Annotated in this window: 26 protein-coding genes, 1 pseudogene and 1 riboswitch; of the genes and pseudogenes, 20 read left to right on the top strand and 7 right to left on the bottom strand. The window is 32.4% G+C overall.

Features of this window, described 5'->3' with window-relative positions; translation table 11 throughout:
- Nucleotides 1-126: 126 nt before the first annotated feature.
- Together brxB and HMPREF2642_RS09865 are read left to right on the top strand one after the other, a co-directional pair.
- On the top strand, nucleotides 127-564 hold the full coding sequence (gene brxB / locus HMPREF2642_RS09870) for a bacilliredoxin BrxB (protein WP_002433599.1): 438 nt from the start codon (nucleotides 127-129) through the stop codon (nucleotides 562-564).
- Nucleotides 565-578: 14 nt separating this feature from the next.
- Nucleotides 579-1,556 (top strand): aromatic acid exporter family protein, encoded by a 978-nt coding sequence (locus HMPREF2642_RS09865; protein WP_070597825.1) that lies wholly within the window; start codon nucleotides 579-581, stop codon nucleotides 1,554-1,556.
- A 57-nt stretch (nucleotides 1,557-1,613) separates the two neighbouring features.
- On the opposite strand, the gene prli42 is transcribed toward HMPREF2642_RS09865, so the two are convergent.
- Nucleotides 1,614-1,709, bottom strand: coding sequence for a stressosome-associated protein Prli42 (prli42, locus tag HMPREF2642_RS11750; RefSeq protein ID WP_150130644.1), 96 nt, complete (start codon nucleotides 1,707-1,709; stop codon nucleotides 1,614-1,616).
- Nucleotides 1,710-1,872: 163 nt separating this feature from the next.
- On the opposite strand from prli42, the gene HMPREF2642_RS09860 reads away from it, so the two are divergent.
- From HMPREF2642_RS09860 to HMPREF2642_RS09850, 3 genes are all read left to right on the top strand, one after another.
- Nucleotides 1,873-2,997 carry a M20/M25/M40 family metallo-hydrolase gene (locus HMPREF2642_RS09860; protein WP_049427614.1) on the top strand — a complete coding sequence of 375 codons (1,125 nt, stop codon included), beginning with the start codon at nucleotides 1,873-1,875 and terminating at the stop codon, nucleotides 2,995-2,997.
- A 78-nt stretch (nucleotides 2,998-3,075) separates the two neighbouring features.
- Nucleotides 3,076-4,482, top strand: a complete 1,407-nt coding sequence (gndA, locus tag HMPREF2642_RS09855; protein ID WP_002433673.1) for an NADP-dependent phosphogluconate dehydrogenase — start codon at nucleotides 3,076-3,078, stop codon at nucleotides 4,480-4,482.
- Nucleotides 4,483-4,694: 212 nt separating this feature from the next.
- Nucleotides 4,695-6,347 (top strand): glycoside hydrolase family 13 protein, encoded by a 1,653-nt coding sequence (locus tag HMPREF2642_RS09850; protein WP_070597824.1) that lies wholly within the window; start codon nucleotides 4,695-4,697, stop codon nucleotides 6,345-6,347.
- A 104-nt stretch (nucleotides 6,348-6,451) separates the two neighbouring features.
- Here HMPREF2642_RS09850 and HMPREF2642_RS09845 read toward each other — a convergent pair whose 3' ends face one another.
- Together HMPREF2642_RS09845 and zwf are read right to left on the bottom strand one after the other, a co-directional pair.
- Nucleotides 6,452-7,327 carry an AraC family transcriptional regulator gene (locus HMPREF2642_RS09845; RefSeq protein ID WP_002433855.1) on the bottom strand — a complete coding sequence of 292 codons (876 nt, stop codon included), beginning with the start codon at nucleotides 7,325-7,327 and terminating at the stop codon, nucleotides 6,452-6,454.
- Between the two features lie 255 nt (nucleotides 7,328-7,582).
- On the bottom strand, nucleotides 7,583-9,067 hold the full coding sequence (gene zwf / locus HMPREF2642_RS09840) for a glucose-6-phosphate dehydrogenase (RefSeq protein ID WP_002433925.1): 1,485 nt from the start codon (nucleotides 9,065-9,067) through the stop codon (nucleotides 7,583-7,585).
- A gap of 406 nt (nucleotides 9,068-9,473) precedes the next feature.
- On the opposite strand from zwf, the gene rnz reads away from it, so the two are divergent.
- On the top strand, nucleotides 9,474-10,394 hold the full coding sequence (gene rnz, locus HMPREF2642_RS09835; RefSeq protein WP_047796309.1) for a ribonuclease Z: 921 nt from the start codon (nucleotides 9,474-9,476) through the stop codon (nucleotides 10,392-10,394).
- Between the two features lie 56 nt (nucleotides 10,395-10,450).
- Here rnz and proC read toward each other — a convergent pair whose 3' ends face one another.
- A complete protein-coding gene (proC, locus tag HMPREF2642_RS09830; protein WP_002433940.1) occupies nucleotides 10,451-11,266 on the bottom strand; it encodes a pyrroline-5-carboxylate reductase in 816 nt (271 codons plus the stop codon).
- 166 nt (nucleotides 11,267-11,432) lie between these two features.
- Here proC and HMPREF2642_RS09825 point away from each other — a divergent pair, with 166 nt between their 5' ends.
- Nucleotides 11,433-12,188, top strand: a complete 756-nt coding sequence (locus HMPREF2642_RS09825) for an SDR family NAD(P)-dependent oxidoreductase (RefSeq protein WP_049427632.1) — start codon at nucleotides 11,433-11,435, stop codon at nucleotides 12,186-12,188.
- 54 nt (nucleotides 12,189-12,242) lie between these two features.
- Nucleotides 12,243-12,485: a hypothetical protein gene (locus HMPREF2642_RS09820; protein ID WP_070597823.1), complete on the top strand. Its 243-nt coding sequence runs from the start codon at nucleotides 12,243-12,245 to the stop codon at nucleotides 12,483-12,485.
- A 181-nt stretch (nucleotides 12,486-12,666) separates the two neighbouring features.
- Here the strand turns inward: HMPREF2642_RS09820 and HMPREF2642_RS09815 are convergent, their stop codons facing one another.
- On the bottom strand, nucleotides 12,667-13,575 hold the full coding sequence (locus HMPREF2642_RS09815) for an aldo/keto reductase (protein ID WP_049389195.1): 909 nt from the start codon (nucleotides 13,573-13,575) through the stop codon (nucleotides 12,667-12,669).
- A gap of 82 nt (nucleotides 13,576-13,657) precedes the next feature.
- Between HMPREF2642_RS09815 and HMPREF2642_RS09810 the strand changes: the two genes are divergently transcribed.
- The 3 genes from HMPREF2642_RS09810 to xerD all read left to right on the top strand — a co-directional run bounded on the left by HMPREF2642_RS09810 (nucleotide 13,658) and on the right by xerD (nucleotide 15,730).
- Nucleotides 13,658-14,200 carry an NUDIX domain-containing protein gene (locus tag HMPREF2642_RS09810; protein ID WP_002433666.1) on the top strand — a complete coding sequence of 181 codons (543 nt, stop codon included), beginning with the start codon at nucleotides 13,658-13,660 and terminating at the stop codon, nucleotides 14,198-14,200.
- 104 nt (nucleotides 14,201-14,304) lie between these two features.
- Nucleotides 14,305-14,754: a ferric iron uptake transcriptional regulator gene (locus HMPREF2642_RS09805; protein WP_002433885.1), complete on the top strand. Its 450-nt coding sequence runs from the start codon at nucleotides 14,305-14,307 to the stop codon at nucleotides 14,752-14,754.
- An 88-nt stretch (nucleotides 14,755-14,842) separates the two neighbouring features.
- Nucleotides 14,843-15,730 carry a site-specific tyrosine recombinase XerD gene (gene xerD / locus HMPREF2642_RS09800; protein WP_002433630.1) on the top strand — a complete coding sequence of 296 codons (888 nt, stop codon included), beginning with the start codon at nucleotides 14,843-14,845 and terminating at the stop codon, nucleotides 15,728-15,730.
- 52 nt (nucleotides 15,731-15,782) lie between these two features.
- On the opposite strand, the gene HMPREF2642_RS09795 is transcribed toward xerD, so the two are convergent.
- Nucleotides 15,783-16,316, bottom strand: coding sequence for a DUF309 domain-containing protein (locus HMPREF2642_RS09795; protein WP_049427638.1), 534 nt, complete (start codon nucleotides 16,314-16,316; stop codon nucleotides 15,783-15,785).
- Nucleotides 16,317-16,413: 97 nt separating this feature from the next.
- Between HMPREF2642_RS09795 and HMPREF2642_RS09790 the strand changes: the two genes are divergently transcribed.
- The 6 genes from HMPREF2642_RS09790 (at nucleotide 16,414) to HMPREF2642_RS09765 (ending at nucleotide 22,088) form a co-directional block, all read left to right on the top strand.
- Nucleotides 16,414-17,145 (top strand): segregation and condensation protein A, encoded by a 732-nt coding sequence (locus tag HMPREF2642_RS09790; protein ID WP_002433782.1) that lies wholly within the window; start codon nucleotides 16,414-16,416, stop codon nucleotides 17,143-17,145.
- The gene (gene scpB / locus HMPREF2642_RS09785) at nucleotides 17,138-17,680 is read left to right on the top strand and encodes an SMC-Scp complex subunit ScpB (RefSeq protein ID WP_049427641.1); all 543 of its coding nucleotides are present in this window, start codon (nucleotides 17,138-17,140) and stop codon (nucleotides 17,678-17,680) included. Before HMPREF2642_RS09790 ends, scpB begins: the two co-directional genes overlap by 8 nt.
- Nucleotides 17,673-18,410 carry a pseudouridine synthase gene (locus tag HMPREF2642_RS09780; protein ID WP_002433632.1) on the top strand — a complete coding sequence of 246 codons (738 nt, stop codon included), beginning with the start codon at nucleotides 17,673-17,675 and terminating at the stop codon, nucleotides 18,408-18,410. Before scpB ends, HMPREF2642_RS09780 begins: the two co-directional genes overlap by 8 nt.
- 135 nt (nucleotides 18,411-18,545) lie before the next feature.
- Entirely contained in the window at nucleotides 18,546-19,271 is a 726-nt protein-coding gene (locus HMPREF2642_RS09775) for a response regulator transcription factor (RefSeq protein WP_002433904.1), read from the top strand.
- Nucleotides 19,255-21,021 (top strand): ATP-binding protein, encoded by a 1,767-nt coding sequence (locus tag HMPREF2642_RS09770; protein ID WP_070597822.1) that lies wholly within the window; start codon nucleotides 19,255-19,257, stop codon nucleotides 21,019-21,021. Before HMPREF2642_RS09775 ends, HMPREF2642_RS09770 begins: the two co-directional genes overlap by 17 nt.
- Before the next feature lie 315 nt (nucleotides 21,022-21,336).
- A riboswitch (FMN riboswitch) is annotated at nucleotides 21,337-21,486 on the top strand.
- Nucleotides 21,487-21,548: 62 nt separating this feature from the next.
- Nucleotides 21,549-22,088, top strand: coding sequence for an ECF transporter S component (locus HMPREF2642_RS09765; protein WP_049427645.1), 540 nt, complete (start codon nucleotides 21,549-21,551; stop codon nucleotides 22,086-22,088).
- A gap of 148 nt (nucleotides 22,089-22,236) precedes the next feature.
- Here the strand turns inward: HMPREF2642_RS09765 and HMPREF2642_RS09760 are convergent, their stop codons facing one another.
- Nucleotides 22,237-22,485: a ferredoxin gene (locus tag HMPREF2642_RS09760; RefSeq protein WP_002433578.1), complete on the bottom strand. Its 249-nt coding sequence runs from the start codon at nucleotides 22,483-22,485 to the stop codon at nucleotides 22,237-22,239.
- 108 nt (nucleotides 22,486-22,593) lie between these two features.
- Between HMPREF2642_RS09760 and HMPREF2642_RS09755 the strand changes: the two genes are divergently transcribed.
- The 3 genes and pseudogenes from HMPREF2642_RS09755 to HMPREF2642_RS11895 form a co-directional block, all read left to right on the top strand.
- Nucleotides 22,594-23,556 carry a YpbB family protein gene (locus tag HMPREF2642_RS09755; protein WP_049427649.1) on the top strand — a complete coding sequence of 321 codons (963 nt, stop codon included), beginning with the start codon at nucleotides 22,594-22,596 and terminating at the stop codon, nucleotides 23,554-23,556.
- Nucleotides 23,543-24,922, top strand: coding sequence for a RecQ family ATP-dependent DNA helicase (locus tag HMPREF2642_RS09750; RefSeq protein WP_023350235.1), 1,380 nt, complete (start codon nucleotides 23,543-23,545; stop codon nucleotides 24,920-24,922). The genes HMPREF2642_RS09755 and HMPREF2642_RS09750 overlap by 14 nt, the downstream gene beginning before the upstream one ends.
- A 237-nt stretch (nucleotides 24,923-25,159) precedes the next feature.
- Nucleotides 25,160-25,796: pseudogene (locus HMPREF2642_RS11895) on the top strand (elastin-binding protein); the annotation flags it as partial.

Below are 25,796 nucleotides of genomic sequence, written 5' to 3'. Positions count from 1 at the left end.
TATTGTCGACAGTTTATTTTATTTGAAAATGAGTGAGAATACTTAATCAAGCTTGTTGAACAATATACTTTTAATTAGTAGAATAAAAGAAGTTAAAATTAACAATGAAATGAAAGGTGACCTAATATGGATTTAAATTTCGATTTATATATGAACGGGGTTGTTGAACAAGCACGTAATGAAATTGAAGAAGCAGGTTATGAACAATTAACAACTGCTGATGAAGTAGATAGTGTTTTAAAACAAGATGGCACTTCTTTAGTTATGGTCAATTCAGTTTGTGGTTGTGCTGGTGGTATTGCACGTCCAGCAGCCTCTCACGCATTACACTATGATAAATTACCAGATCGACTAGTCACAGTTTTTGCTGGACAAGATAAAGAAGCAACTCAACAAGCAAGAGATTATTTTGAAGGATATGCACCTTCAAGTCCTTCTTTTGCATTAATTAAAGACGGTAAAATTACTGAAATGATAGAACGTCATCAAATTGAAGGTCATGATGTTATGGATGTAATCAACCAATTACAAGGCTTATTCGAAAAATATTGTGAAGAAAGATAAGAGGCCTAAAACACATGTTAAAGTTAAATCCTTATAAGATTGGATTTAGAACTCTCAAAACTGCAGTAGGAATGACGCTAGGAGTTATAATTTGTAAGTTACTAGGTTTAGATAATTATGCTTCTAGTGCGATTTTAGTCGTATTATGTATCAAGCATACTAAAATGCATTCTGTACAAGCTATTGTTTCACGCCTAGTCTCATGTTTATTAATTTTGTTTTTAGGCTCAGCTATTTTTAGTTTATTAGGTCAACATGCATTAGTTTTAGGTTTAATTGTCCTTTTATTTATTCCTTTAACAGTTGTTCTCAATGCTCAAGAAGGCGTAATAACGAGTTGCGTCATTTTATTACATGTTTTTAATGCTAAAGAAATTAATGGGCACTTGATGATTAATGAAATACTACTTTTAACAGTAGGTTTAGGTATTGCCTTTATTATGAATCTCATGATGCCAAGTTTAGACAAAAATTTAAAACGTTATAAAAATGATATTGAACATCAAATTACAGATATTTTCACTATTTTTAGTCATGCTTGTACAATGCGCAAAGATCAACTAGATATTAAATTCGACGCACTACTATTGAACATCAAGAAAGCAAAGTCCTTAGCTTTTAGGGATGTTAAAAATCATTTTGTCAGAAATGAAAACTCCTACTATCACTACTTTGATATGAGAGAAGAACAAGTAGAGTTATTAAAAAGAATGACGCATCTTATAGAGAGTATTTCTACTGATGACCCTATCCTTGAAAAAATATCTCAATTAATGTCAGAAATAGGCAGCAACGTTAATAGTAACGATTATACAGCATTGCGACTTCACTCACTTTATGAGATTCGACTATCCTTAGATCAATTACCGTTACCAACTACACATCAAGCATTAAATTCACGAGTAAATGTTATACAGATATTAAATGAATTAGAAGAATACTTAAATATCAAATCACAATTTGGTTCGTTAAAATTGCATAGTGAAATATGAAAAATAACCGTTACATTAAACTTATTTTGAAAAAAGTTCGATGTAACGGTTTATTTATTAGTTCATAACTGGTGCCAAACTTGTAAGTAGTAATGCAAGTACTACGGCTACAAGCATAACAATAATAATGATACGTAAAACTTTATTATTCAATTCTTAATTCCTCCGTATATTTATATAAATCGTTTAACAACGACTTAAATACGTCTATATATCGTAACCTTATATGATTTAATTCTAAAAAGCAATCAATTTATTTTTGATAAACTTGAAAGTCAGTTAAAATATATTTATATACGAAAGGGGACTTGCAATCATGATTAACAAAGAACGTATATTGAATACTTTTCTAGAGTTAGTAAAAATTAATTCAGAAACAGGTTATGAACAAACTATTCAACCTATACTTAAAGAAAAATTTGAAAATCTAGGGCTAATCGTCAAGGAGGATAACGCTTCAGAACAAGAAGGATTAGGCGCTAACAACCTAATATGCACTTTACCTAGTAATTTATCAAACAAACAGATACCAAAGCTTTATTTCACTAGTCATATGGATACAGTAGTGCCTGGTGTAAATATACGACCTCAAGTGAAGGACGATGGTTACATTTACTCTGATGGTACAACTATTCTAGGCGCAGATGATAAAGCAGGCTTAGCTGCTATACTCGAAACAATCGAACAGATAAATGAGCATAATTTACCTCATGGACAAATTCAATTTGTCATTACAGTTGGTGAAGAATCAGGTTTATTGGGAGCTAAGGCATTAAATACGCAATTACTAGATGCAGACTTTGGCTATGCCGTTGATGCAAGTAAAGAGGTAGGTACAACTGTTGTCGGTGCCCCTACACAAATGAAGATTTATACTACCATTAAAGGTAAAACGGCTCACGCGAGTACCCCAACTAAAGGTATTAGTGCTATTAATATCGCTGCTAAAGCGATTAGTAGAATGAATTTAGGCCAAATCGATGATTTAACAACTGCAAATATTGGTAAATTCCATGGTGGCTCTGCAACAAATATTGTTGCTGATGAAGTTGTTCTTGAAGCTGAAGCACGATCTCACAATGACCAAAGTATTGAAGTACAAGTTCAACATATGAAAGATACCTTTGAGAGCACTGCTAAAGAATTTGGTGGTGAAGCTCATGTAGAAATAGAAACAAGTTATCCAGGATTTAAGGTGGAAGATCATGAAGACGTGACAAAATATGCAATAGCAAGTGCAGTTGCTTTAGGACTTAATGGTGATACTTGTATTGCTGGCGGTGGTTCTGATGGAAATATAATGAATAGATATGGAATTCCTTCAGTTATTTTAGGAGTAGGTTATGAAAACATCCACACAACATCTGAACGTATCGCTACTAAAGATTTATGTATGTTATCAAGTCAAATTTTAAAAATTATAGAACTTGTTAGCGAATAATACAGTCTTTTAGTAATTGTTAATATGCGTTTTATGTTACAATATTATTGAAAATTTTGAACAAGAGAGGTAAGTAATATGACACAACAAATAGGAGTAGTAGGTTTAGCTGTAATGGGTAAAAACCTTGCTTGGAACATTGAATCTCGAGGATATAGTGTTTCAGTATATAACCGCTCAAGACAAAAAACAGATGAAATGATTGAAGAATCACAAGGTAAACAAATTCACCCAACTTACTCTTTAGAAGAATTTGTTAATTCACTCGAAAAGCCCCGTAAAATTTTACTAATGGTCAAAGCTGGACCTGCTACTGATGCAACAATTGATGGCTTATTACCTTTACTAGATGATGATGATATATTAATCGACGGAGGCAACACAAACTATCAAGACACAATCCGTCGTAATAAAGCACTTGCTGAAAGTGGCGTTAATTTCATCGGAATGGGAGTGTCTGGTGGAGAAGTAGGTGCATTAACTGGACCTTCATTAATGCCAGGTGGCCAAGAAGACGCATATAATAAAGTAAGTGATATTCTTGATGCAATCGCTGCAAAAGCTAAAGATGGTGCATCATGTGTGACTTATATTGGGCCAAATGGCGCAGGACATTACGTCAAAATGGTTCATAATGGAATTGAATATGCTGACATGCAACTTATCGCAGAGAGCTACGCGATGATGAAAGACTTATTAGGAATGTCTCATGAAGAAATTTCTAATACCTTTAAAGAATGGAATGCTGGTGAATTAGAAAGTTATCTAATCGAAATCACTGGTGATATTTTCACAAAATTAGACGATGATAAGGAAGCACTAGTTGAAAAAATTCTTGATACTGCAGGGCAAAAAGGTACTGGTAAGTGGACTTCAATCAATGCACTTGAATTAGGTATACCGTTGACAATTATTACAGAATCAGTATTTGCGCGTTTTATTTCATCAATTAAACAAGAACGTGTTAATGCTTCTAAAACATTGAATGGTCCTAAAGCTTCTTTTGAAGGTAATAAAGAAGAATTCTTAGAAAAGATTCGCAAAGCATTATATATGAGTAAAATTTGTTCATATGCACAAGGTTTTGCTCAAATGCGTAAAGCAAGTGAAGATCATGAATGGAATTTAAAACTGGGCGAATTAGCTATGATATGGAGAGAGGGTTGTATCATTCGCGCTCAATTCTTACAAAAAATTAAAGACGCTTATGATAATAACTCAGAATTACAAAACTTATTACTAGATCCTTACTTCAAAAATATTGTAACTGAATATCAAGATGCACTACGTGATGTTGTTGCAACAGGTGTTCAAAATGGTGTTCCTACACCTGGTTTCTCAGCAAGTATTAACTACTACGATAGTTATCGTTCAGAAGACTTACCTGCAAATTTAATTCAAGCTCAACGTGACTACTTCGGTGCACATACTTATGAACGTAAAGATCGTGAAGGTGTATTCCACACACAATGGGTTGAAGAATAATTATCAATATTGAATAAATAAAGATACTAGCCTCACTCAAAACTTTAATTTTAAGGAGTGAGGCTCTATTTACAATATCTATGCAAGCGCTTGCATAAATGCACACAAAGAATTATAAAATTGTTAAACTACAAATGTATATTAAAAGAGAGTATCAATCCAACACACTTTATAGAGAGACAAACGACAATAACGAATGAGGAGTGAACCAAATGAACAGAAAATGGTGGAAAGAAGCAGTAGCTTACCAAGTGTATCCTAGGAGTTTCAATGATAGTAACAATGATGGTATCGGTGATTTGCCTGGTGTTATCGAAAAATTAGATTACCTTAAAGATTTAGGTATCGACGTGATTTGGTTAAGCCCGATGTATCAATCTCCTAATGATGATAATGGTTATGATATTAGTGACTATAGAGCTATCATGGACGAATTTGGCACCATGGAAGATTTTGATCGTTTACTTAAAGAAGTCCATCATAAAGGTATGAAATTAATCTTAGATTTAGTTGTAAATCATACATCAGATGAACATCCGTGGTTTATAGAGTCTAAATCAAGTAAGGATAACCCTAAAAGAGAGTGGTACATTTGGAAGGATCCTAAAGAGGATGGTTCTGAGCCTAACAATTGGGAGAGTATCTTCAATGGATCAGCTTGGGAATATGATGAATTAACAAACCAATACTATTTCCACTTATTTAGTAAAAAACAACCCGACTTGAATTGGGATAATTCAGAAGTACGCAATGCTGTATTTGAAATGATGAACTGGTGGTTTGATAAAGGTATTGATGGCTTTAGAGTTGATGCAATCACTCATATCAAAAAGACATTTGAAGCTGGAGATTTACCTTTGCCAGAGGGAAAATCATATGCGCCAGCCTTTGATGTTGATATGAATCAACCTGGTATCCAACCATGGCTTCAAGAAATGAAGGATAAATCACTAAGTCAATACGATATTATGACAGTAGGTGAAGCTAATGGTGTAAACCCTGATAACGCTAAAGAATGGGTTGGCGAAGAAGAAGGCAAATTTAATATGATTTTTCAATTCGAACACTTAGGTTTATGGAGTACAGGATATTCAAAATTTGATGTAAAATCTTACAAAACTATTTTAAATCGTTGGCAAAAAAGCTTAGAAGATGTTGGTTGGAATGCATTATTTATCGAAAACCATGACCAACCACGTCGTGTATCAACATGGGGAGATGACAAACAGTATTGGTACGAATCTGCTACAAGTCATGCTGTAACATACTTTTTACAGCAAGGCACACCATTTATATATCAAGGTCAAGAAATAGGTATGACTAATTACCCATTTGATAGTATAGAAACGTTCAATGACGTTGCAGTAAAAAACGAATACAACATCGTTAAAGCTCAGGGTGGCGATGTTAATGCACTTTTAAATAAATATAAAATGGAGAATCGTGATAATTCAAGAACACCTATGCAATGGGATCAATCAACTAACGGAGGTTTTACCAATGGCACACCGTGGTTCCCGGTGAATCCTAACTATAAAACAATCAATGTTGAACAACAAATCCATGATCCTCAATCAATACTACAATTCTATAAAGATTTAATTCAATTAAAAAATTCTGATGAAGTATACACATATGGACAGTTTAATTTAGTGGATGAAGACAATCCTAATCTCTTTGCATACACTCGTAAACTGAATAACAAGAAGGTACTTGTAGTAGGAAACCTTACTGATCAAGTTTCAAAACTCAATGTCCCTTATCTCATTGAAAATGAACAGCAAGTCATGCTTCACAACTATAGTAGCCATGTTATAGACTTTGACAAAATACAGCCATATGAAGCGTTTGTCATTAAAGTCTAAACACCACGTGAGAAGACGAATAACAACAGTCTTCCACATAAAGAAAAGGTAAAGTGATGTATTATTCAAAGTTTACATCACTTTACCTTTTATCATTTTCAAATTTAATCTAGTTCATCAAAATCGTAAGCTTCTTGTTTAATAGGCAACCATAATTGTATTTTAGTGAATGGGTCGTCAAATGAAATATCGAATGGATAAACCTCAACATACAAACTATTTCGTTCATAAGGTAACGTGAGTTGTAAGCTCGATTCAATATAGTACCACGCTTCATTCGTAGCGTAATCAATTTCGCCTTGTAAATTAAATGTCGCATAGTGCCGTCCTGGTAAGAATCTACTTTCTAAGTGAGCTGGATAACGTTCGCTAGGAACACCAACGAAAAGTTCTAAACCTTGGTCAAGCGGACAACTAACGACAAATAATTCATATGGACTCACATCATTATATCGTCTAAGTTCTTTAATAAGGCCCTCAACCAATAAATCCTCTAAAAAATCAGGGACATTAAAAGGATTAGATAAGTCCTTAGTAGGGATGAACCTAGAGTATCCAACAAGTGAAATATCCTCTGTTTCTTGAAGCCTGTATGTATACGGAGCTCTTTCTGTCGTTGACAATTTTATATATAATCTTTCTTGAAATTTAAGTTCATCTTTTTTTGTTGAGGCTTGGATAGGTGAAATGCCATGAAAATCACTAAAGTCATTAGCAAATTCATTAGAATTAGCATATCTATACTTTTTAGCTACATCCATTAAACGACTTGCGCCGTGCATGACGTCTGTTGCTGCAATCGTCATTCTACGAGCGCGAGCATATTGTTCTGGCGATTGACCAACAATCATTTTGAATGATTGTTCCAAATGATATGGCGAAAGACCAACGTAATCACTGAGTTCTTGCAAATTAAAAGGCTCTAATAGACGATCTTCAATGTATACGATTGCCTGTTGTATTTGCTTGATAACGTCCAAAACTTTCACTCCAATTACTTTGAATCATAATCATTATTGTACATTATTTTGGCCTAAGATACATCTGAAAGCCTTAGTATTTTAAAATTAAAATCAAAAAAGTGAACAACAACGGACTTTAAAGTATAGCTTGCTAAGTATTCATTAGATAAGAACACCTTATGTGCAATACTATAAATAAGTTCGCCATCATTCACTTAAATTTAAATTACTTTCTAAACAATCATTAAAAATCTATTACGTTATCACAGTAAATTAATGAATATCGTCCCACCAGTGATTTCCATCACGACTTAATAATAAATCACTTTCAAGAGGGCCATTAGTACCCGCTTCATAGTTAGGGAAGCATGGTTCAACCATAGTCCACTCATCTTGAATAGCGTCTACAAATTTCCAAGTTGATTTCAATTCTTCCCAATGCGTAAAGTTAGTAGCATCACCTTTAAGACAATCAAATAACAAGTTCTCATATGCATCAACCGTATTCATTTTATCTTGTGCACTCATAGCATAAGATAATTGAACTGGTTCAGTATCGATGCCTTGAATATTTTTCTTAGCGTTTAAATGTAACGAAACGCCTTCATTAGGTTGAATATTAATGACTAGTAAATTGGAATCTAATAATTTATCTGTTTCATAATACAAGTTCATAGGAACCTCTTTAAATTCAACAACAACTTGAATCGATTTCGATTTCATGCGTTTACCAGTTCTAATGTAGAAAGGGACACCAGCCCATCTAAAGTTATCAATTGTTAATTTTCCTGATACAAATGTAGGTGTATTAGAATCCTCGGCCACACGATCTTCTTCACGATAAGACTTAACTTCTTTACCTTCTATAGTTCCTTTACCATATTGACCTCGTACGAAGTTCTTTCTAACTTCTTCAGGTTTAAATTGACGTAATGATTTAAGAACTTTAACTTTTTCAGCACGAATGTCTTCACTGTTCAAGCTAATAGGTGCTTCCATCGCTAATAAGGCAACCATTTGTAGCATGTGATTTTGCACCATATCTTTTAAAGCACCGCTTGATTCATAATAACCACCACGATCTTCAACTCCTAAAATTTCTGAAGACGTTACTTGAATATTAGAAATGTATTTGTTGTTCCATAGGGGTTCGAACATAGCATTCGCAAAGCGTAGTACTTCAATGTTTTGCACCATATCTTTACCTAAATAATGATCAATACGATAAATTTCTTCTTCTTTAAATGAACGTCTAATTTGGTTATTCAATGATTCTGCTGATTTTAAATCACTACCAAATGGTTTCTCAATCACTAATCGTTTAAAACCTTTTGTATTAGTAAGGCCAGATGACTTTAAGAAATCAGAGATAACTCCAAAGAATTGAGGTGCCATCGCTAAATAGAATAAACGATTACCTTGTAAACCTAATTCTTTATCCAATTGATTGCTAAATTGTAGTAAGGATTCATAACTTCTTTCATCACTTACATCCGTCTTATGATAGAAGACATGATTCATAAATTCATCAATTCTATTCGTGTCTTTAACATGTTTCTGAATTGATGATTTAACTTGATCACGAAACTCCTCATTTGAATAATCACGACGACCTATACCAATGATAGCAATATGCTCATCTAAATTATCTTGTTGGAACAAATGAAATATAGAAGGGAATAGCTTTCTGTGACTAAGGTCACCAGTGGCACCGAATATTGTTATTAAACAAGGGATGTGTTTACTTTTAGTACTCAAGATCAAAACCTCAATTCTTAAATAGATATATGATGAATATCAATTGACTCACCGATTTATATTAGTATCAATGCTTTCATTTTTAATAAATATATCATTATACTAGATTATTATATTATATGATAATCATTACTTATGGTCATCAAATATGCTTGAAATTAAGCACAATTTATTTTTTCCGAAAATGATTATTCCAATAGCACTAACACTATGAAGTACATTGTTTTAATGTTAACAAAATCATATCATGATTATATCCTATTTAACCATATATCTTTACCATACAAATACACATAAGTGATTAGCAAGTATAAGGATTAAACAATGTATTGATTATATTTTATTTCTTCATATAGAAAATATGATGACATATGATAGAATATATGAAAGAAGAGGAGGATCATGCATGGAAGTTACATTTTTCGGTACGAGTGCAGGGTTACCGACTAAAGAGAGAAACACACAATCCATCGCTTTAAATTTAGAACCATATTCAAATTCAGTATGGTTATTTGACGTTGGCGAGGGAACGCAACACCAAATCCTACATCATTCAATAAAGTTAGGAAAAGTTGATCACATCTTTATTACTCATATGCATGGCGATCATATATTTGGTCTTCCTGGATTACTTACAAGTCGCTCTTTCCAAGGCGGAGAAAATAAACCTTTAACTCTAATTGGTCCTAAAGGAATTCAAAATTATATTGAAACGTCTTTAAAGTTATCGGAATCACATCTTAATTACCCAATTACATATATCGAAATTAATCAACAATTTACATATCATCATGAGGGTTTTACGGTACAAGCAGAAGTGTTAAATCATGGTATTACATCTTATGGCTATCGTATAGAAGCACCAACCACACCAGGAACAATTAATGTTGAAGCTCTAAAAGCCATTGGGTTAGAACCTGGTCCAAAATATCAAGAAGTAAAAATACAAGATACATTTGAACATAATGGTTTGATGTACCAATCTGATGACTTTAAAGGAGAAGCGAAACCTGGCCCAATCATTGCTATATTTGGAGATACGAAACCTTGTGATAATGAATATGTATTAGCTAAAAACGCAGATGTCATGGTACACGAAGCTACTTATATAGAAGGGGAAAAGACACTTGCCAACAATTATCATCACAGCCACATAGATGATGTCTTTCAATTGATTAAGAACGCTAATGTTGGTAAAAGTCTTATTACTCATATTAGCAATCGATACAACTTAGAAGATGTAGAATCCATTTATAAAGAAATTAACAATCAATCTCAGATTCCACAATTTTATTTCGTTAAAGATTTCGAGACATATAAAATATAAAAAACGCTTTTTTCCTTACCCTATAAGACGGGAAGGGGAAAAGCGTTTTAGCTTATTTATTCAGATTCTTTATTTGATAATTCTACACTACGATTAACAGCAGAACTTAAACAGTCTTCAAACATTGATACAATATCGTATTGAGATAGGGCATCTAAGCCTGCTTGAGTAGTTCCACCTTTAGAAGTAATATTCTTCCTTAATTGTTCCATACTTAAATCAGAGCGTTCTATCATCTTGCTTGTCCCGATAATTAAATTACGAATAGATTCTTCTACTTGATCTCTTTCTAATCCTAGTTCAGTACCTGCCTTAACATACTGCTCAAATACATGATATAAAAATGCAGGACCACTACCTGTAATCGCAGTCACTTGATGTAAATGATCTTCAGAAACCTCTATAACCGATCCAAATGCGTTAATTAATTCATTAACTTCATCTTTAGATTTAGGTCCGAAATTATTTGAAAAGCTAATTCCAGTTACAGAATGTCCCACTTGCGCATTAGTATTTGGCATAATACGTGCTAATGGGTTATTCGTATCTAATTGCTGTCTAATATAATCAATCGATAGGCCAGCCATAATAGAAATAAAGCGATTATCATCGGTAATATCATCTTTAATTCTTTCTGCTAATGCTTCAAAATCATGTGGCTTCGTTCCAAGAAAAACGTAGTCAGCATTTTTCAATAATTCTTTATCGTCATAACTATAATTAACTCCCAATCTTTCCGCGAAATCTTTCAGAGCTTGTTCATTTGATTTATTTGTTAAATAAATGTCATTGGGATCTAAATTATTAGAATTAATAATTCCTGTAAAAATAGCTTGTGCCATATTACCTGCACCATAGAATACAAGTTTCATTTTAACCACATCACCTTCATCTCTTTTGATTAATCATTTATATTGGCTTAAGATTATAAATACATAGTAACACATATCTATAAGAAGTAATATAACTCGTATAAACGCATGATATTGCTTCATTTTCCTTATAAAATGCATTGTTAGTACAAAAAGGATGTTAAATATGATAGGACAACATTATATCGTGACAGGAGGAACGAGTGGTCTTGGATTATCCCTCGTTCACCAACTTCTTAAAAGAGGCGCTCATGTCACTGTTTTAGCTAGAAATATTTCTAAATTTAATCAAATTGATTTCAGAAGTCATTCTAAAAATATAAATGTCATTCAATGTAACTTACAACAACGAGAAGATATTTACCAACTCTCAGAAAAAATAAAAGCGCCAGTCAATGGTTTCATATACAGTTCAGGTTTAGGTTATTTTAAATCCATTAATAACCATACTTTAGACGAAGTCATTGAAACATATGACGTTAATCTCGTAAGTTTTAATTTAATGTACCAAATTCTACGACCAAAGTTAGTAAAACATGCACATATTATCGGCATTTCAAGTCAAGCGGCCTTTGTTACGCAAGCTAACGCGGCACACTATGGAGCTTCTAAAGCTGCATTGACTGCCGTTCTTAACGCATTGAGATTAGAAGAACCCGAACTTCATATTATGGCAGTACATCCTGGACCTATCGATACACCATTTCATAAAAAGGCAGACCCGTCACTTGCTTTTTTTAATAAATATAAATTTATAATGATTGATGCTGAGCAACTTGCCGAGCGCATCATTTTAGGAATTTTAAAGAATAAAAAAGAAATCAATCAACCTGGTTGGATGCATAATATTTTAAAATTATATCACCTTGCACCGAGAACACTGGAAAATTGTTTACCGAATTTATTTAAAAACAAAGAATAGTAATTAATTATGAAGCAGGCTTGCTATAAGTCTTTTTAAAAGGGAGTGCTATAAATGATATGTAGCATCGATGGTATTATTAATAAAGCAATCGCTAATTCTAAACGACTACCAATTAATAAGATTTTTACTTTAGAATATTTAGTTGGTACTGAATTTTATAACACGCTCAGTGATGCTGAAATTAAATATATTGAGGCAAAATTTTATCAACTTGTAATTCAACATCAGATTCTTGGAATAGAAGTGAATGCAAAGACGACTCAAAAGCCCCATGTTTACATCAAACAATTTTAATGATCGAAACTTATTTTGAGATGGGTGGCTTTTATTAAGAACATGTTTATTGGTTTCAAGAAATCTATAATGAGACTACTCATACTACTTTCGCTTCAGAGTAAACAAAAATAAGCTTTAAGACCATTTCAAGTAAGTTGAAATCATCTTAAAGCTTTTATATTTTAAACTCTCTTTTACATTATTTTAGATGTTGAGTATATTCTAAATTTTTCACACGTTCACGCGCAGATTTAATTTGATCTAAACTTACATCCTTATAATAGTTACGTACATTTTCTTCTAATTGTTCTACACTACTTGCGCCGACGATGATTGAACCAAGAGCATCATGAGAAGTTAAATATTTAAATGAAAGGGCACTTAAATTACTTTCAATTTCTTTAACTGATGCAATGGTTTCACCTAACTCATCACGTGTATATTCAAAAATACCATCTTCAAACTTTTTATCTAATGCATCGACACTATTAGAGGTTAATAATCCCTTAAACACTGGTCCACGCGCTAACACTTTAACTTGTTGCTCATGAATAGTATCTAAAAGACTTTCAGGTCTATTATCTATTAAATTAAATTGAGACATTAAAGTTTCGATTTGACTATGTTTTAAATAGTAATCAATAACGTTTGGACGGATGGATGAAATACCATAAGCTCTAATAATACCTTCTTGTTTTAATTCATCAAAAGCACCGATAGTTTCATCTAGTGGATCATCAATTGTTCCACCATGCAATTGATATAAATCTAAATGGTCTAGTCCTAAACGTTTTAAAGATCCTTTCACACCTTCTTTAATGTGTTTCTTAGAGGGATCCCATGTTACGTTTCCATCGTCAGTTAGTCGATTGCCGACTTTCGTACCGATTACGATGTCATCACGATTTTGATATTTCTTTAAAGCTTTTCCTACAATTTCCTCATTAATTCCTTGATCATACATATCTGCAGTATCAAAATATGTAATACCCTGTTCGATTGCACTTTCAATGATAGGTTGCGCTTTATTAAAATCTGTACCTAAACTCATGCAACCCAAACCAAGTTCAGAAATTTCGATGCCACTTTTTAAAATATTTTTTTGCATGTCCATTCTCCTTTCGATACACTTTAACTGACGCATTCAGTTTATCAATTTATAAATATAAATAAAAGGGACGTGTTTACATATGAGATTAAACGAAAAAACGATTGACCGCACAGTCATTTACAATGGAAAAATTATTGACCTAGAACTACATGATGTTGAATTACCCGACGGCAGTACATCTAAACGTGAATTAGTTTATCATAATGGTGCCGTAGCAGTGTGTGCAGTAACACCTGAAGACGAAGTCCTATTAGTTAAACAATTTAGAAAGCCAGCTGAAAAACCTTTGCTTGAAATACCAGCAGGCAAACTTGAAAAAGGTGAAGAGCGTGAAGAAGCTGCGAAACGTGAATTACAAGAGGAGACAGGATATATTGCTTCAAATCTAGAATTTGTAACAGATATGTATGGATCTCCAGGTTTTTCAAGTGAGAAATTATCAATTTATTTTACAGATCAGTTGTCTGAAGGTGAAATGAATTTAGATGATGACGAATTTGTAGAACTACATAAGGTATCTATTGAGAATGTAAAATCTATGTTAGAAAACAAGGAACTCGAGGATGCTAAAACAATTATCGCTCTACAGCACTTATTATTAAATTATAATCATTCTAAATAACTAGCGTAAACTCTTGCTTTTTATTGAGAATATTGATATTTTATTTAGTGAATCATAGATTAAATTAAAATGATTATAATTCTTAGTAGAGGAGTGAGGCTTCCGTGGAAGAACGTCTCAATCGCGTGAAGCAACAATTACAACAATCATCTTATAAATTAACTCCACAACGAGAGGCTACAGTTAGAGTTTTAATAGAGAATGAAAAAGATCATCTTAGTGCTGAAGATGTGTATTTAAAAGTGAAAGATAAAGCGCCTGAAATTGGTTTAGCTACGGTATACAGAACCTTAGAGTTGTTAGCTGAACTCAAAGTCGTTGATAAAATAAACTTTGGTGACGGAGTAGCTCGTTTCGATTTACGTAAAGAAGGGGCTAAACATTTCCATCATCATCTTGTATGCATGGAATGTGGTAAGGTAGATGAAATTGATGAAGATTTACTACCTGAAGTTGAAAATCGTGTTGAAAATGAATTTAACTTTAAAATACTTGACCATCGTTTAACTTTCCATGGCGTTTGTTCTGATTGCCAAGCGAAAGGTAAAGGCTAATTAGGGGTTTATTTTCACAAATATACTTAAAAATTCTAACGCAATCTAATAAGTTTAAAGAAGCCACCGCTTCAATAGAGGTGCTTATATGAATACAATCATTGAAGAATATTTGAATTTTATTCAAATCGAGAAGGGTTTGAGTAGTAATACCATTGGCGCTTATCGTAGGGATCTAAAAAAATATGAAGAATATCTTGAAGAAAGAAAAATTTCCCATATTGATTTCGTGGATCGTCAAGTGATTCAGGAGTGCCTAGGTCATTTAATAGATTTGGGTCAATCCTCAAAATCACTTGCACGTTTTATATCTACAATTAGAAGCTTTCATCAGTTCGCATTAAGAGAAAGATATGCAGCGAAAGATCCGACAGTGTTAATTGAAACGCCAAAATACGAAAAGAAACTACCTGACGTATTAGAGGTTCAGGAAGTTTTGGATTTATTAGAAACACCAGATTTGAGTAAGAATAATGGTTATCGTGATCGGACGATGTTAGAGCTTTTATATGCTACAGGTATGCGCGTTTCTGAAATTATTCAATTAGAAGTCGAAGATGTCAATTTAATGATGGGGTTTGTCAGAGTTTTTGGTAAAGGGAATAAAGAACGTATTGTTCCTTTAGGTGATGCTGTTATTGAGTATTTAACTACATACATTGAAACAGTTCGCCCTCAATTATTAAAACAAACTGTCACACATGTATTATTTCTTAATATGCATGGCAAACCTTTATCACGACAAGGTATATGGAAGATGATTAAACAGAATGGTATTAAAGCGAACATTAACAAGACATTAACACCTCACACGTTAAGACATTCCTTTGCTACACATCTTCTTGAAAATGGCGCTGATTTAAGGGCTGTCCAGGAAATGTTAGGCCATTCTGATATATCTACGACACAGTTATATACACATGTATCAAAATCTCAAATTCGAAAAATGTATAATCAATTTCATCCTAGAGCTTAATTGTAATTTAAAAGACCAATAAACGTAGTGATTTAATGTAGCTATCATACGTTTATTGGTCTTTTAATGTATTATAAGGCCGTTGAGTATGTGAACGACGTAATTGTCTTGCTTCTTCACGGGCTTGTATAACTTCTGTTCGATCACGTTTTATATGATGATGAACAATGTAAGGCTCTGATATTACAAATTGAGTAAAACTATAATCTTGATATACACGTGTAATAACTTTCTCAAATGATGTGTGTATAGGTAGTTTGACAGGTACAAATACATGATGATCTCTAATAGAATTTATTTGATGTAAAATCATGCTCTGATACTCATCAATATTTAAATGTAATTGAGTTTTATCTTTTGCTTGTTTAATAACAGACAGTGACTTTTCATATGATTTTAAAGCACCTTTAATATTATCCCGGCGATAATGATAACAAGCTGTGGCAAATAGTATTAAACTCACTACCGCGTCATTTTTAGAGAAAGAGGGATTTAATTTCCAAGCTTCTTCTAAAATATCATGACATAAAAAATAATGTTGATGCTTATGAAATTGATAATAGAAATGAATTAACGCGTCATCCATGGCAATCCACCCAAAATTTAAAAGTTATATATATTCATGCTATAATATTTGTGTGAAATATGCACTAAAGATGCAACACGAGATTGAGGTAGATAGGATGTATGAAGTAAAACTAGATGCGTTTAACGGACCATTAGACTTGTTATTGCATTTAATACAGAAATTTGAAATAGATATTTATGATATTCCCATGAAAGCTTTAACTGAGCAATATATGCAATATGTTCATGCGATGAATCAACTTGAAATTAATATTGCTAGTGAATATTTAGTCATGGCTTCTGAACTTTTAATGATTAAAAGTAAATTATTGCTACCTCAAACGAGTGTAGAAGATGACATTGAAGAAGATCCCCGTGAAGATTTAGTAGGGCGTTTAATCGAATATCAAAACTATAAAGAATATACTGAAATACTTAATGATATGAAAGATCAACGAGAACTTTATTATACGAAGTATCCTACTGATTTATCACATTTGGAAACTGATGAATCATGGGATCCAAATCAGACTATAGATTTAACAGAACTCATCGTAGCTTATCAAAGAGTTAAAAATAGAGTAGAACTCAACACTCCTAAATCTGTAGAAATTAAAAAAGAGACATTTACAATTCAACAAGCAACCGAACAAGTTACAAATCGTCTAAAAGAGCATGAATCATTTAATTTCTTTAGTTTATTTACTTTCCACGAACCAGTAGAACAAGTAGTAACACATTTTCTAGCTATATTAGAAATGTCTAAATCTGGTATCGTCAATATTAATCAAAACAATCAATTTGAGGACATCGATATCATTAGAGGAGTGAATTACAACATTGGATAACCAAGGAATATTAGAGGCTTTATTATATACTTCTGGTGATGAAGGATTAGAGCAGAAGCAATTATTGGAAATTTTGGAGTTGAATGAAAATGAACTCGACCAGTTAATCGATACCTATCAATCTCCTGGTTTGGTTATCCAAAAATTTGGTACAACATATGTTTTAACAACGAAAAAAGACGCATCGTCTTATATTGAACAGCTCATCGAACAAAAATCTAAAATGAAGTTATCTCAGGCAGCTATGGAGACACTTTCAATTATCGCTTATAATCAACCACTCACTCGTAGCGATATAGAAATGATAAGAGGGATTAATTCCGATGGCGCTGTTAAAACACTTATAGCTAGAGGTTTAGTAGAAGCTAAAGATGTCGATCATTCTAGAAGTCATCATTTAATAACCACTGATTTATTTTTAAATGTATTTGGTATAGAAAGTCTTGAGTCATTACCAACGACTGAAGAGGATGATGCTGAAATGGATGAATTCTTTAGTAATTTAGTTAATCAAAAAGGAGATTCAAATGAGTAAAGAATTAGAGAGACTACAAAAAAGAATCGCGAATAGTGGTTATACATCACGACGCAAAGCTGAAACACTCATAACCGAAGGAAAAGTCAAAGTAAATGGACAAGTTGTGACTGAATTAGGAACAAAAGTGTCTCACTCAGACACAGTTGAAGTAGAGGGCATTAAAATAGAACAAGAAGATAAAATGTATATCTTATTTTATAAACCTACTCAAGTTATTACGAGTGTATCTGATGATCGGGGTCGTAAAGTTGTGACAGATTATTTTGAAGATATTGAAACTCGTATATATCCAGTTGGACGTTTAGATTATGATACATCAGGTGTTTTATTGTTAACAAACGACGGAGAATTCACTAACTTAATGACTCATCCACGTTATCACATTAAAAAGAAATATGTTGCTAAATTAAAAGGCTATTTAATGAGAGAACAAGTTAAAGAATTAGAACAAGGCATTGAATTAGAAGATGGTTTTACTCAACCGGCTCAAGTAAAAATAAAAAGACAAGATAAAGAGAAAAACACTACATTAGTCGAAATTACTATAAGTGAAGGTAGAAATCGTCAAGTGCGCCGTATGTTTGAATATTTTGGTCATGAAGTGAATAAATTAACACGTATTCAATTTGGTCCTTTAGACTTGAAAGGTTTAAATGCCGGAGAAGGTCGTGTGTTGACCCCTCACGAGGTGAAAACGTTAAGACATTTAGCCGAAAATGGTAAATAAACACAAAAAATATGTTTTTACCAATAAGATTGAGATTTTTTTCACATAGTTTTAACTATCAGTCACTTAATATGTTCAACCTGTGCTATAATAACAAATGAATTTGAACAGCATGTGTAGGAGGTAAAAAGTAATATGGCTAACGAAATTTTAATCGTCGATGATGAAGACAGAATCAGAAGATTGCTTAAATTATACTTAGAAAGAGAATCTTTTGAAATCCATGAAGCTAGTGATGGTAAGGAAGCTTATCAGCTTGCGATGGATAATAACTATGCGTGCATTCTTTTAGATTTAATGCTACCAGAAATGGATGGTATAGAAGTCGCATCTAAACTAAGAGAACACAAAGATACACCTATTATTATGCTTACGGCAAAAGGAGAAGAAACTAACCGAGTTGAAGGATTTGAATCCGGTGCCGATGACTATATTGTTAAGCCTTTTTCACCTAGAGAAGTTGTATTAAGAGTTAAAGCTTTATTAAGACGTACTCAATCTGCAAACTCAGAACAAAGCGAACCACATGCACGTGATATTATTGAATTCAATCATTTAGTGATTGATAATGATGCACATAGAGTACTTGCAGATAACGAGCAAGTGAATTTAACACCTAAAGAATATGAATTACTCATATATCTAGCTAAGACACCTAATAAGGTGTTCGATCGTGAACAATTACTTAAAGAAGTATGGCATTATGAATTTTATGGCGACTTGCGAACAGTAGATACACATGTAAAACGTTTAAGAGAGAAATTAAATCGTGTATCTAACGATGCAGCTCAAATGATTCAAACTGTTTGGGGTGTAGGCTATAAGTTCGAGGTCAAAGCCAGTGATGAACCGACTAAATAGCGTAGTTATAAAACTGTGGTTAACTATTATTTTAATAGTAGCGACAGTTTTAATTTTATTAAGTGTATCCTTAATTACCTTTATTCAATATTATTTTACGCAAGAAACTGAAAATTCTATTAAAGAAGATGCCAAAGGAATAAGTTCACTCGTTGAGAAATCTCACAATAAATCACTTGCTATTCAAAACAGTCAAAAACTTGTAGATGGCCCTGGTGGTTTAATCATTATGAATAATTTTAATGATAAACCACACGCATCATATAATAACACGAAAACTCAAATGCTCAATGAAATTAAAAAGAGCCCTAAATTTAAAAGAGTCTTCAATAACGGCGAATTTGAAACTCAAAACGTCACAATTAAAAATAACGGTAATACACAATCATATATACTATTAGGTTATCCAATGAAACCACAAGAAGATGCTAGTAGTAAGCATAGTGGCGTGTTTATTTATAAAGACTTAAAATCTATTGAAGATACAAATAATGCTATAACTATTATCATTTTGATTACTGCAATTATATTTATAGCAGCTAGTACAGTATTTGCATTCTTCTTATCGAACAGAATTACGAAACCCTTGAGACAATTAAAGACACAAGCACAAAAAGTTTCTGAAGGTGATTATAGTCAAATATCTTCCGTATCTACTAAAGATGAAATTGGCGACTTATCAAGAGCTTTCAATAATATGAATTACGAGATTCAAGAACATATTGACGCTTTATCATCATCTAAAAGTATTCGTGACAGTTTATTAAACTCCATGGTCGAAGGTGTATTAGGTATAAACGATCAAAGAGTCGTTATCTTTTCTAATAAAATGGCTGATGATATCATCCATTTTATTGATGATTTTTCAAAAGAATCAATCGAACAACAAATCGAAAAAACATTTGAATCCAAAAGAACTGAATTTCTCGAAATCGAAAGTAGTACGCGTTATTACGTCTTTATCACAAGTTATATCAATCGTATTCAGCCGAATGGCAGAAGTGGTATTGTAGTGATTATTCGTGATATGACAAATGAACATAATTTAGATCAAATGAAAAAAGACTTTATCGCTAATGTATCCCATGAATTACGCACACCCATTTCCTTATTACAAGGTTATACAGAATCAATTGTTGATGGTATAGTCACTGAACCAGATGAAATTCGTGATTCACTTGGTGTTGTATTAGATGAATCTAAACGATTAAATCGTCTAGTTAATGAATTATTAAATGTTGCACGAATGGATGCTGAAGGTCTATCGGTTGAGAAAGAAGTACAACCAATAAAAAATCTTTTAGATAAAATGAAAGCTAAATACCGTATGCAAGCAGACGATTTAGGATTAACGATGGAATTTAACTCTGGCAATGATCATCTTCTATGGGATTATGACATGGATCGAATGGATCAAGTTTTAACTAATCTCATTGATAATGCATCAAGATATACACAACCAGGTGACACACTTGCAGTAACTGCAAGTAAAGATGAGCAATATAATATTTTATATATTAGCGATACAGGTACAGGTATTGCTCCAGAACATTTACAACAAGTGTTTGACCGCTTCTATAAAGTGGATGCCTCACGTAAACGTGGTAAGCAGGGAACTGGTTTAGGTCTCTTTATTTGTAAGATGATTATTGAAGAGCATGGTGGACAAATTGATGTAAAAAGTGAGCTCGGTAAAGGTACCACATTTATAATTAAGCTCCCTCAACCTAAAAATAATGAAGCAGAGTAAACAAAATTTTAAAATACAAATTCGATGTGCATCTCATTAAGTTGGAGATATACTCTAACTTTTGGGGTGCATTTTTGTGTTTCTAATATGTTCTAACTTCACATCAATGATAAAGTTTCATCTTTGGTTTATAGAAAATTAGGTCAATTGAATGATTTGATGAAAGGAAGCACTTTTATATTGATCGAATATCTTTTTGATAATAAATAACTAAGTACTTTATACTAACGATTTTATTTTTTAATAAGAAAGCAGAGTCATTGAGTTTATCACCTTTATCGTGTAATATAAAAATTAAATAAAAACATTATCAATATTCATCTTCGGGGTCGGGTGCAATTCCCAACCGGCAGTAAATTTAAGCCTGCGACGAAATAATTCGATAACACACGTAGTTGTCATATTATTTCTTGATTCAGTGAGATTCTGAAGCCGACAGTATAGTCTGGATGGGAGAAGATGGAGGTTTTTTGTTGTGCAAATTTCCTCCTTTTCTAAGCAAGATGAATGGAAGGAGAAAATTAAATATGCAACAAAATAAACGTCTTATAACTATAAGTATGTTAAGTGCGGTTGCGTTTGTATTAACATTTATAAAGTTTCCGCTACCATTCTTACCACCATACTTAACGTTAGATTTTAGTGATGTGCCAACGTTACTTGCTACTTTTTTATTAGGTCCCATTGCAGGTATTATTGTCGCATTCATTAAAAATATCTTAAACTTTTTATTTAACATGGGAGACCCTGTTGGGCCTTTAGCAAACTTTTTAGCCGGGGCAAGTTTCTTATTATCAGCTTATTATGTATATAAAAACAAACGCTCAACACGCACTTTAATTTATGGTCTAATAGTTGGTACGATTGTTATGACTATTGTACTTAGTATCTTAAATTACTTTGTATTACTTCCATTATATGGAATGATATTTAATTTAGGAGATGTCGTTAAAAATCTTAAAATTGTAATTGTTTCCGGTGTAATACCGTTTAATATTATCAAAGGTATCATCATTTCAATTATCTTTGTTTTACTATATAAAAGACTAAAAAATATTTTTAAATAAATAAATGCTCTTGATAATAAGTTATCTCAAAACTTCTTAGTATCAAGAGCATTTTTGATATCATTCTTTAATAAAAATGAGGCAAGTAGTAATCAAAAATAAAAACTCGAATTCCTAATAATTATAATTAAGAATTCGAGTCAATTTATTATTCAAATTTAAGCGCGTCACCATCAAATGGTTCGTCTTCAATTTTAATTGAATCAGTAGGACAACCTTCTAGTGCATCTTCCATATCTTCGTATAACTCTTCAGGCACTTCTGCAGTACCTTGGTTATCATCAAGGATTACGAAAGCAATACCTTCGTCGTCGTAATCATAAATATCTGGAGCTGCTGCACCACATGCACCGCATGCTATACAAGTATCCATATCAACGATTGTATATTTAGCCATTTTCATTCGCCTCCTTTGATAAAAATGCTACACTAGTATTACTAATACAATTGTAGACATCGACATTTTTCATTTCAATATATTCGTTTTATAGAGTGAGGGTTTAATTTGTACGATATATTATCTTATGCTATTGATCATGCATTTAACTACAAAACAAATAAAAGTATTTATAATATTTTAATAGGCAAGAAGTCTCATCAAACTTTTTTTGACGCTTCGAGCCAACAACTTTTGTCATTATATCATAGTTTACCCAATTTAAAATATCCTACTTTTGAGCGATTTATACTACAAAAGGATGATTTTAATCATGAATTAGATATCAAAACGCATCCTCGATATACATATGATAGTTTAACCCGAACATTTAGTTGTATACAACTACTTATCCAAACATTATCGAATACTCGCAAAGATACATTTAAATTTATTCCAGTAGTTCAAAATACTTACGTACAACAGAAAGTGAAACAGCTATATAATCATATCAAACTCTCTCAATTGGAAGCGTCATTTATATCAGAAATATATTCACTATTCGACGCAATAGAACGTCGCAATAATAAGAATGTGCTACATTACTATATACAAGGGTATGAGGAACCTATGTATACTCGTCAGCAAATTAGTTTGATAGAGGATATAAAGCAATCTGAACTATTTGAATTAGAGATGAATCAACTGATAGATTTATTAGATGAGATTGAAGACGAATCTAATTATCCTATACTATCTCAAACAATTATCTTACCTCAGTTGTTAAATCAAACTTTTCTAAGTTATCAAAAATTACTACACGGTATGAATATGAACGAAATAGCAGAACATCAAAACGTTAAAATAAATACTATTGAAGATCATGTATTGGAAATATTTATTAAAGGTTATCAGAATGATTACAACACTTATGTCAATCAAAAACAAATTGATCAATTTATTCAATATTATGATCATCACATAGGCCTAAGATTAAGAGAATACAAACAAGCATTTGAAGACTTAACTTATTTTCAAATAAAATTAATCATCGTAGGTATTGAGCGAGGTGACTTACGTGTTAGAAGATAAACTTAAAGAATGGTTTGGATTTGAGACTTTTAAACGTGGCCAAAAGGAGATTATTGAAAGCATATTAGCAGGTAAGCACACCTTAGGTATTTTACCTACAGGAAGCGGGAAAAGTTTATGTTACCAACTTCCTACATATTTAATTGAGAAACCAACGTTAGTCATATCACCGTTAATTTCTTTAATGGATGATCAAGTGATGCAAATGAAACTTAATGGTGAATCTCACGTCTCATATATACATTCAGGTATGGATGAAATCGAAAAGAGAAACCATATTAATCAAATTTCACAAAGTCGATTCATTTATTTAAGTCCCGAATTTCTATTACAGCCACAGAATTTCAAGTTAATATCACATTTAGACTTTGGTTTAATAGTTTTAGATGAAGCTCATTGTCTATCAGAATGGGGTTATGACTTTAGACCACATTATGCCCTTATTGGACAAATCACTTCTCACTTCAAAAATGCGCGTATACTAGCGTTAACTGCGACAGCTCCACCACATTTAGAAGAAGATTTATCACATATTCTTAGTATTGATTTAAATGTCATTAAAACGAGTATGAATAGAGATAACATTTCTTTACAACATAAGAATTTTAATGATGATGATGAGAAAATAAAGTGGCTCATACCTTTTTTAAGCTATTCAGGACCCACGATTATTTATATTTCCTCTAAGAAAAGATGTCTAGAATTAGCTAAATTAATTTATGAGGCGGGATTCTTAACGGGCATTTATCATGGTGATTTGAGTTATCAAGAACGTCAAACTGTTCAACAACAATTTTTAAATAATGATATACCTATTATCGTAGCAACAAGTGCTTTTGGGATGGGAATAAATAAAAAAGATATCCGAACTGTCATTCACTTTCATTTATCTTCAAGTCCTTCCAATTATTTACAAGAAATTGGTCGCGCAGGAAGAGATGGTAAACCGAGTCAAGCCATTAGTTTGTATCAACCCGATGATAGTTTCATTTTAGAAACCTTATTGTTTGCAGATATGATGACTGAAGAGGATATCTCTATGTTTGAATTAGGTGAATTTTTACCACCCGTTAAAAAAGATATTCTAGATACGTTATATCGTCAGTTTACAATTAATGACCTTAAATCAATATTTAAAAAATCATTTCAACGTAAACGTTTAGGATATATGCGCATACTAGGTTATAAAAATTTAGATCAATGTCGCCGTAATTATTTACTCGAGTTTTTTGGTGAACATCCGGATAAACCTGTAAGATGTTGCGACAATGATACTGAATTGGAAGAAATAAAAACTTTTAATCGCAAAAAAGTAAAAAGGAAAATGAATTATAAAGAAAAATTGCAAAACTTATTTGAAGATTAACTTCAGATAATTATATCTAGTTAAAATGATTATGAAGCATCATTTATTTCTGACTAAATTGGCAATCTTCATTCTCAGGCTAGCTATCGCTTTACTTAAAGAATTTTATCAAGCTATAATTAAAACGTAAGACTTATTTAAATGTATTAAATATTTTTAAATTTCATACATATTCACACTTATTCGTGGGTATATTAAATGTAACGTTATTAAATTCACTTAAACAAAGAAAGGATGATGTTTGTGTCTAATAATAGTTTCAAAGATGATTTTGAAAAAAATCGTCAATCTATTGATCCAGAAGAACACAACAATCGTGTAAACGATGAACAGCAAGATGAATCAAAAGAAAATATCGAGGATAAATCAAATCAACAATTTCCTCCTAGAAACGCACAACGTCGTAAGAGACGTCGTGATGTTGCTACTAATCATAATAAACAACAAGATGACCGTAACGACAACTCGAATGAAAATAATTCACTAGATGATCGCTATGATGAAGCATCATTACATAATGGTGAAAACGATAATTACGACACAGCATCTCGCACAGACCACGGTCAACACGATCATGATGAAAATTTAAACCGTTCAAGTAATAACGTGCGTGAAGACCAAGGTGCACAAGATGATAGATTAGGTAGCGGAAAAGATGCAACTATAGCTGGTGGAGCTGCAGGTGCTGGAGCTACTGGTAACGCTGCTCAACATTCTAATAAAAAAACAGGTGCTCGTCCTGGACCTAAAGTTAATGAAGGTCATAATAATGATCTAACTGATGACAATCATCGTCGTCAACAAGACCACGAAGAGCGAGACTTTGATGAAGATAGAGAACGTCATGATAAGAAATCTGGTAAAGGTAAAAAAG

The organism is Staphylococcus sp. HMSC055A09, from assembly GCF_001809655.1.
In the GTDB taxonomy this organism is placed as follows: domain Bacteria; phylum Bacillota; class Bacilli; order Staphylococcales; family Staphylococcaceae; genus Staphylococcus; species Staphylococcus capitis.
The sequence above is the reverse complement of the archived record's forward strand: the minus strand, read 5'-3'. Positions and strand labels throughout refer to the sequence as shown.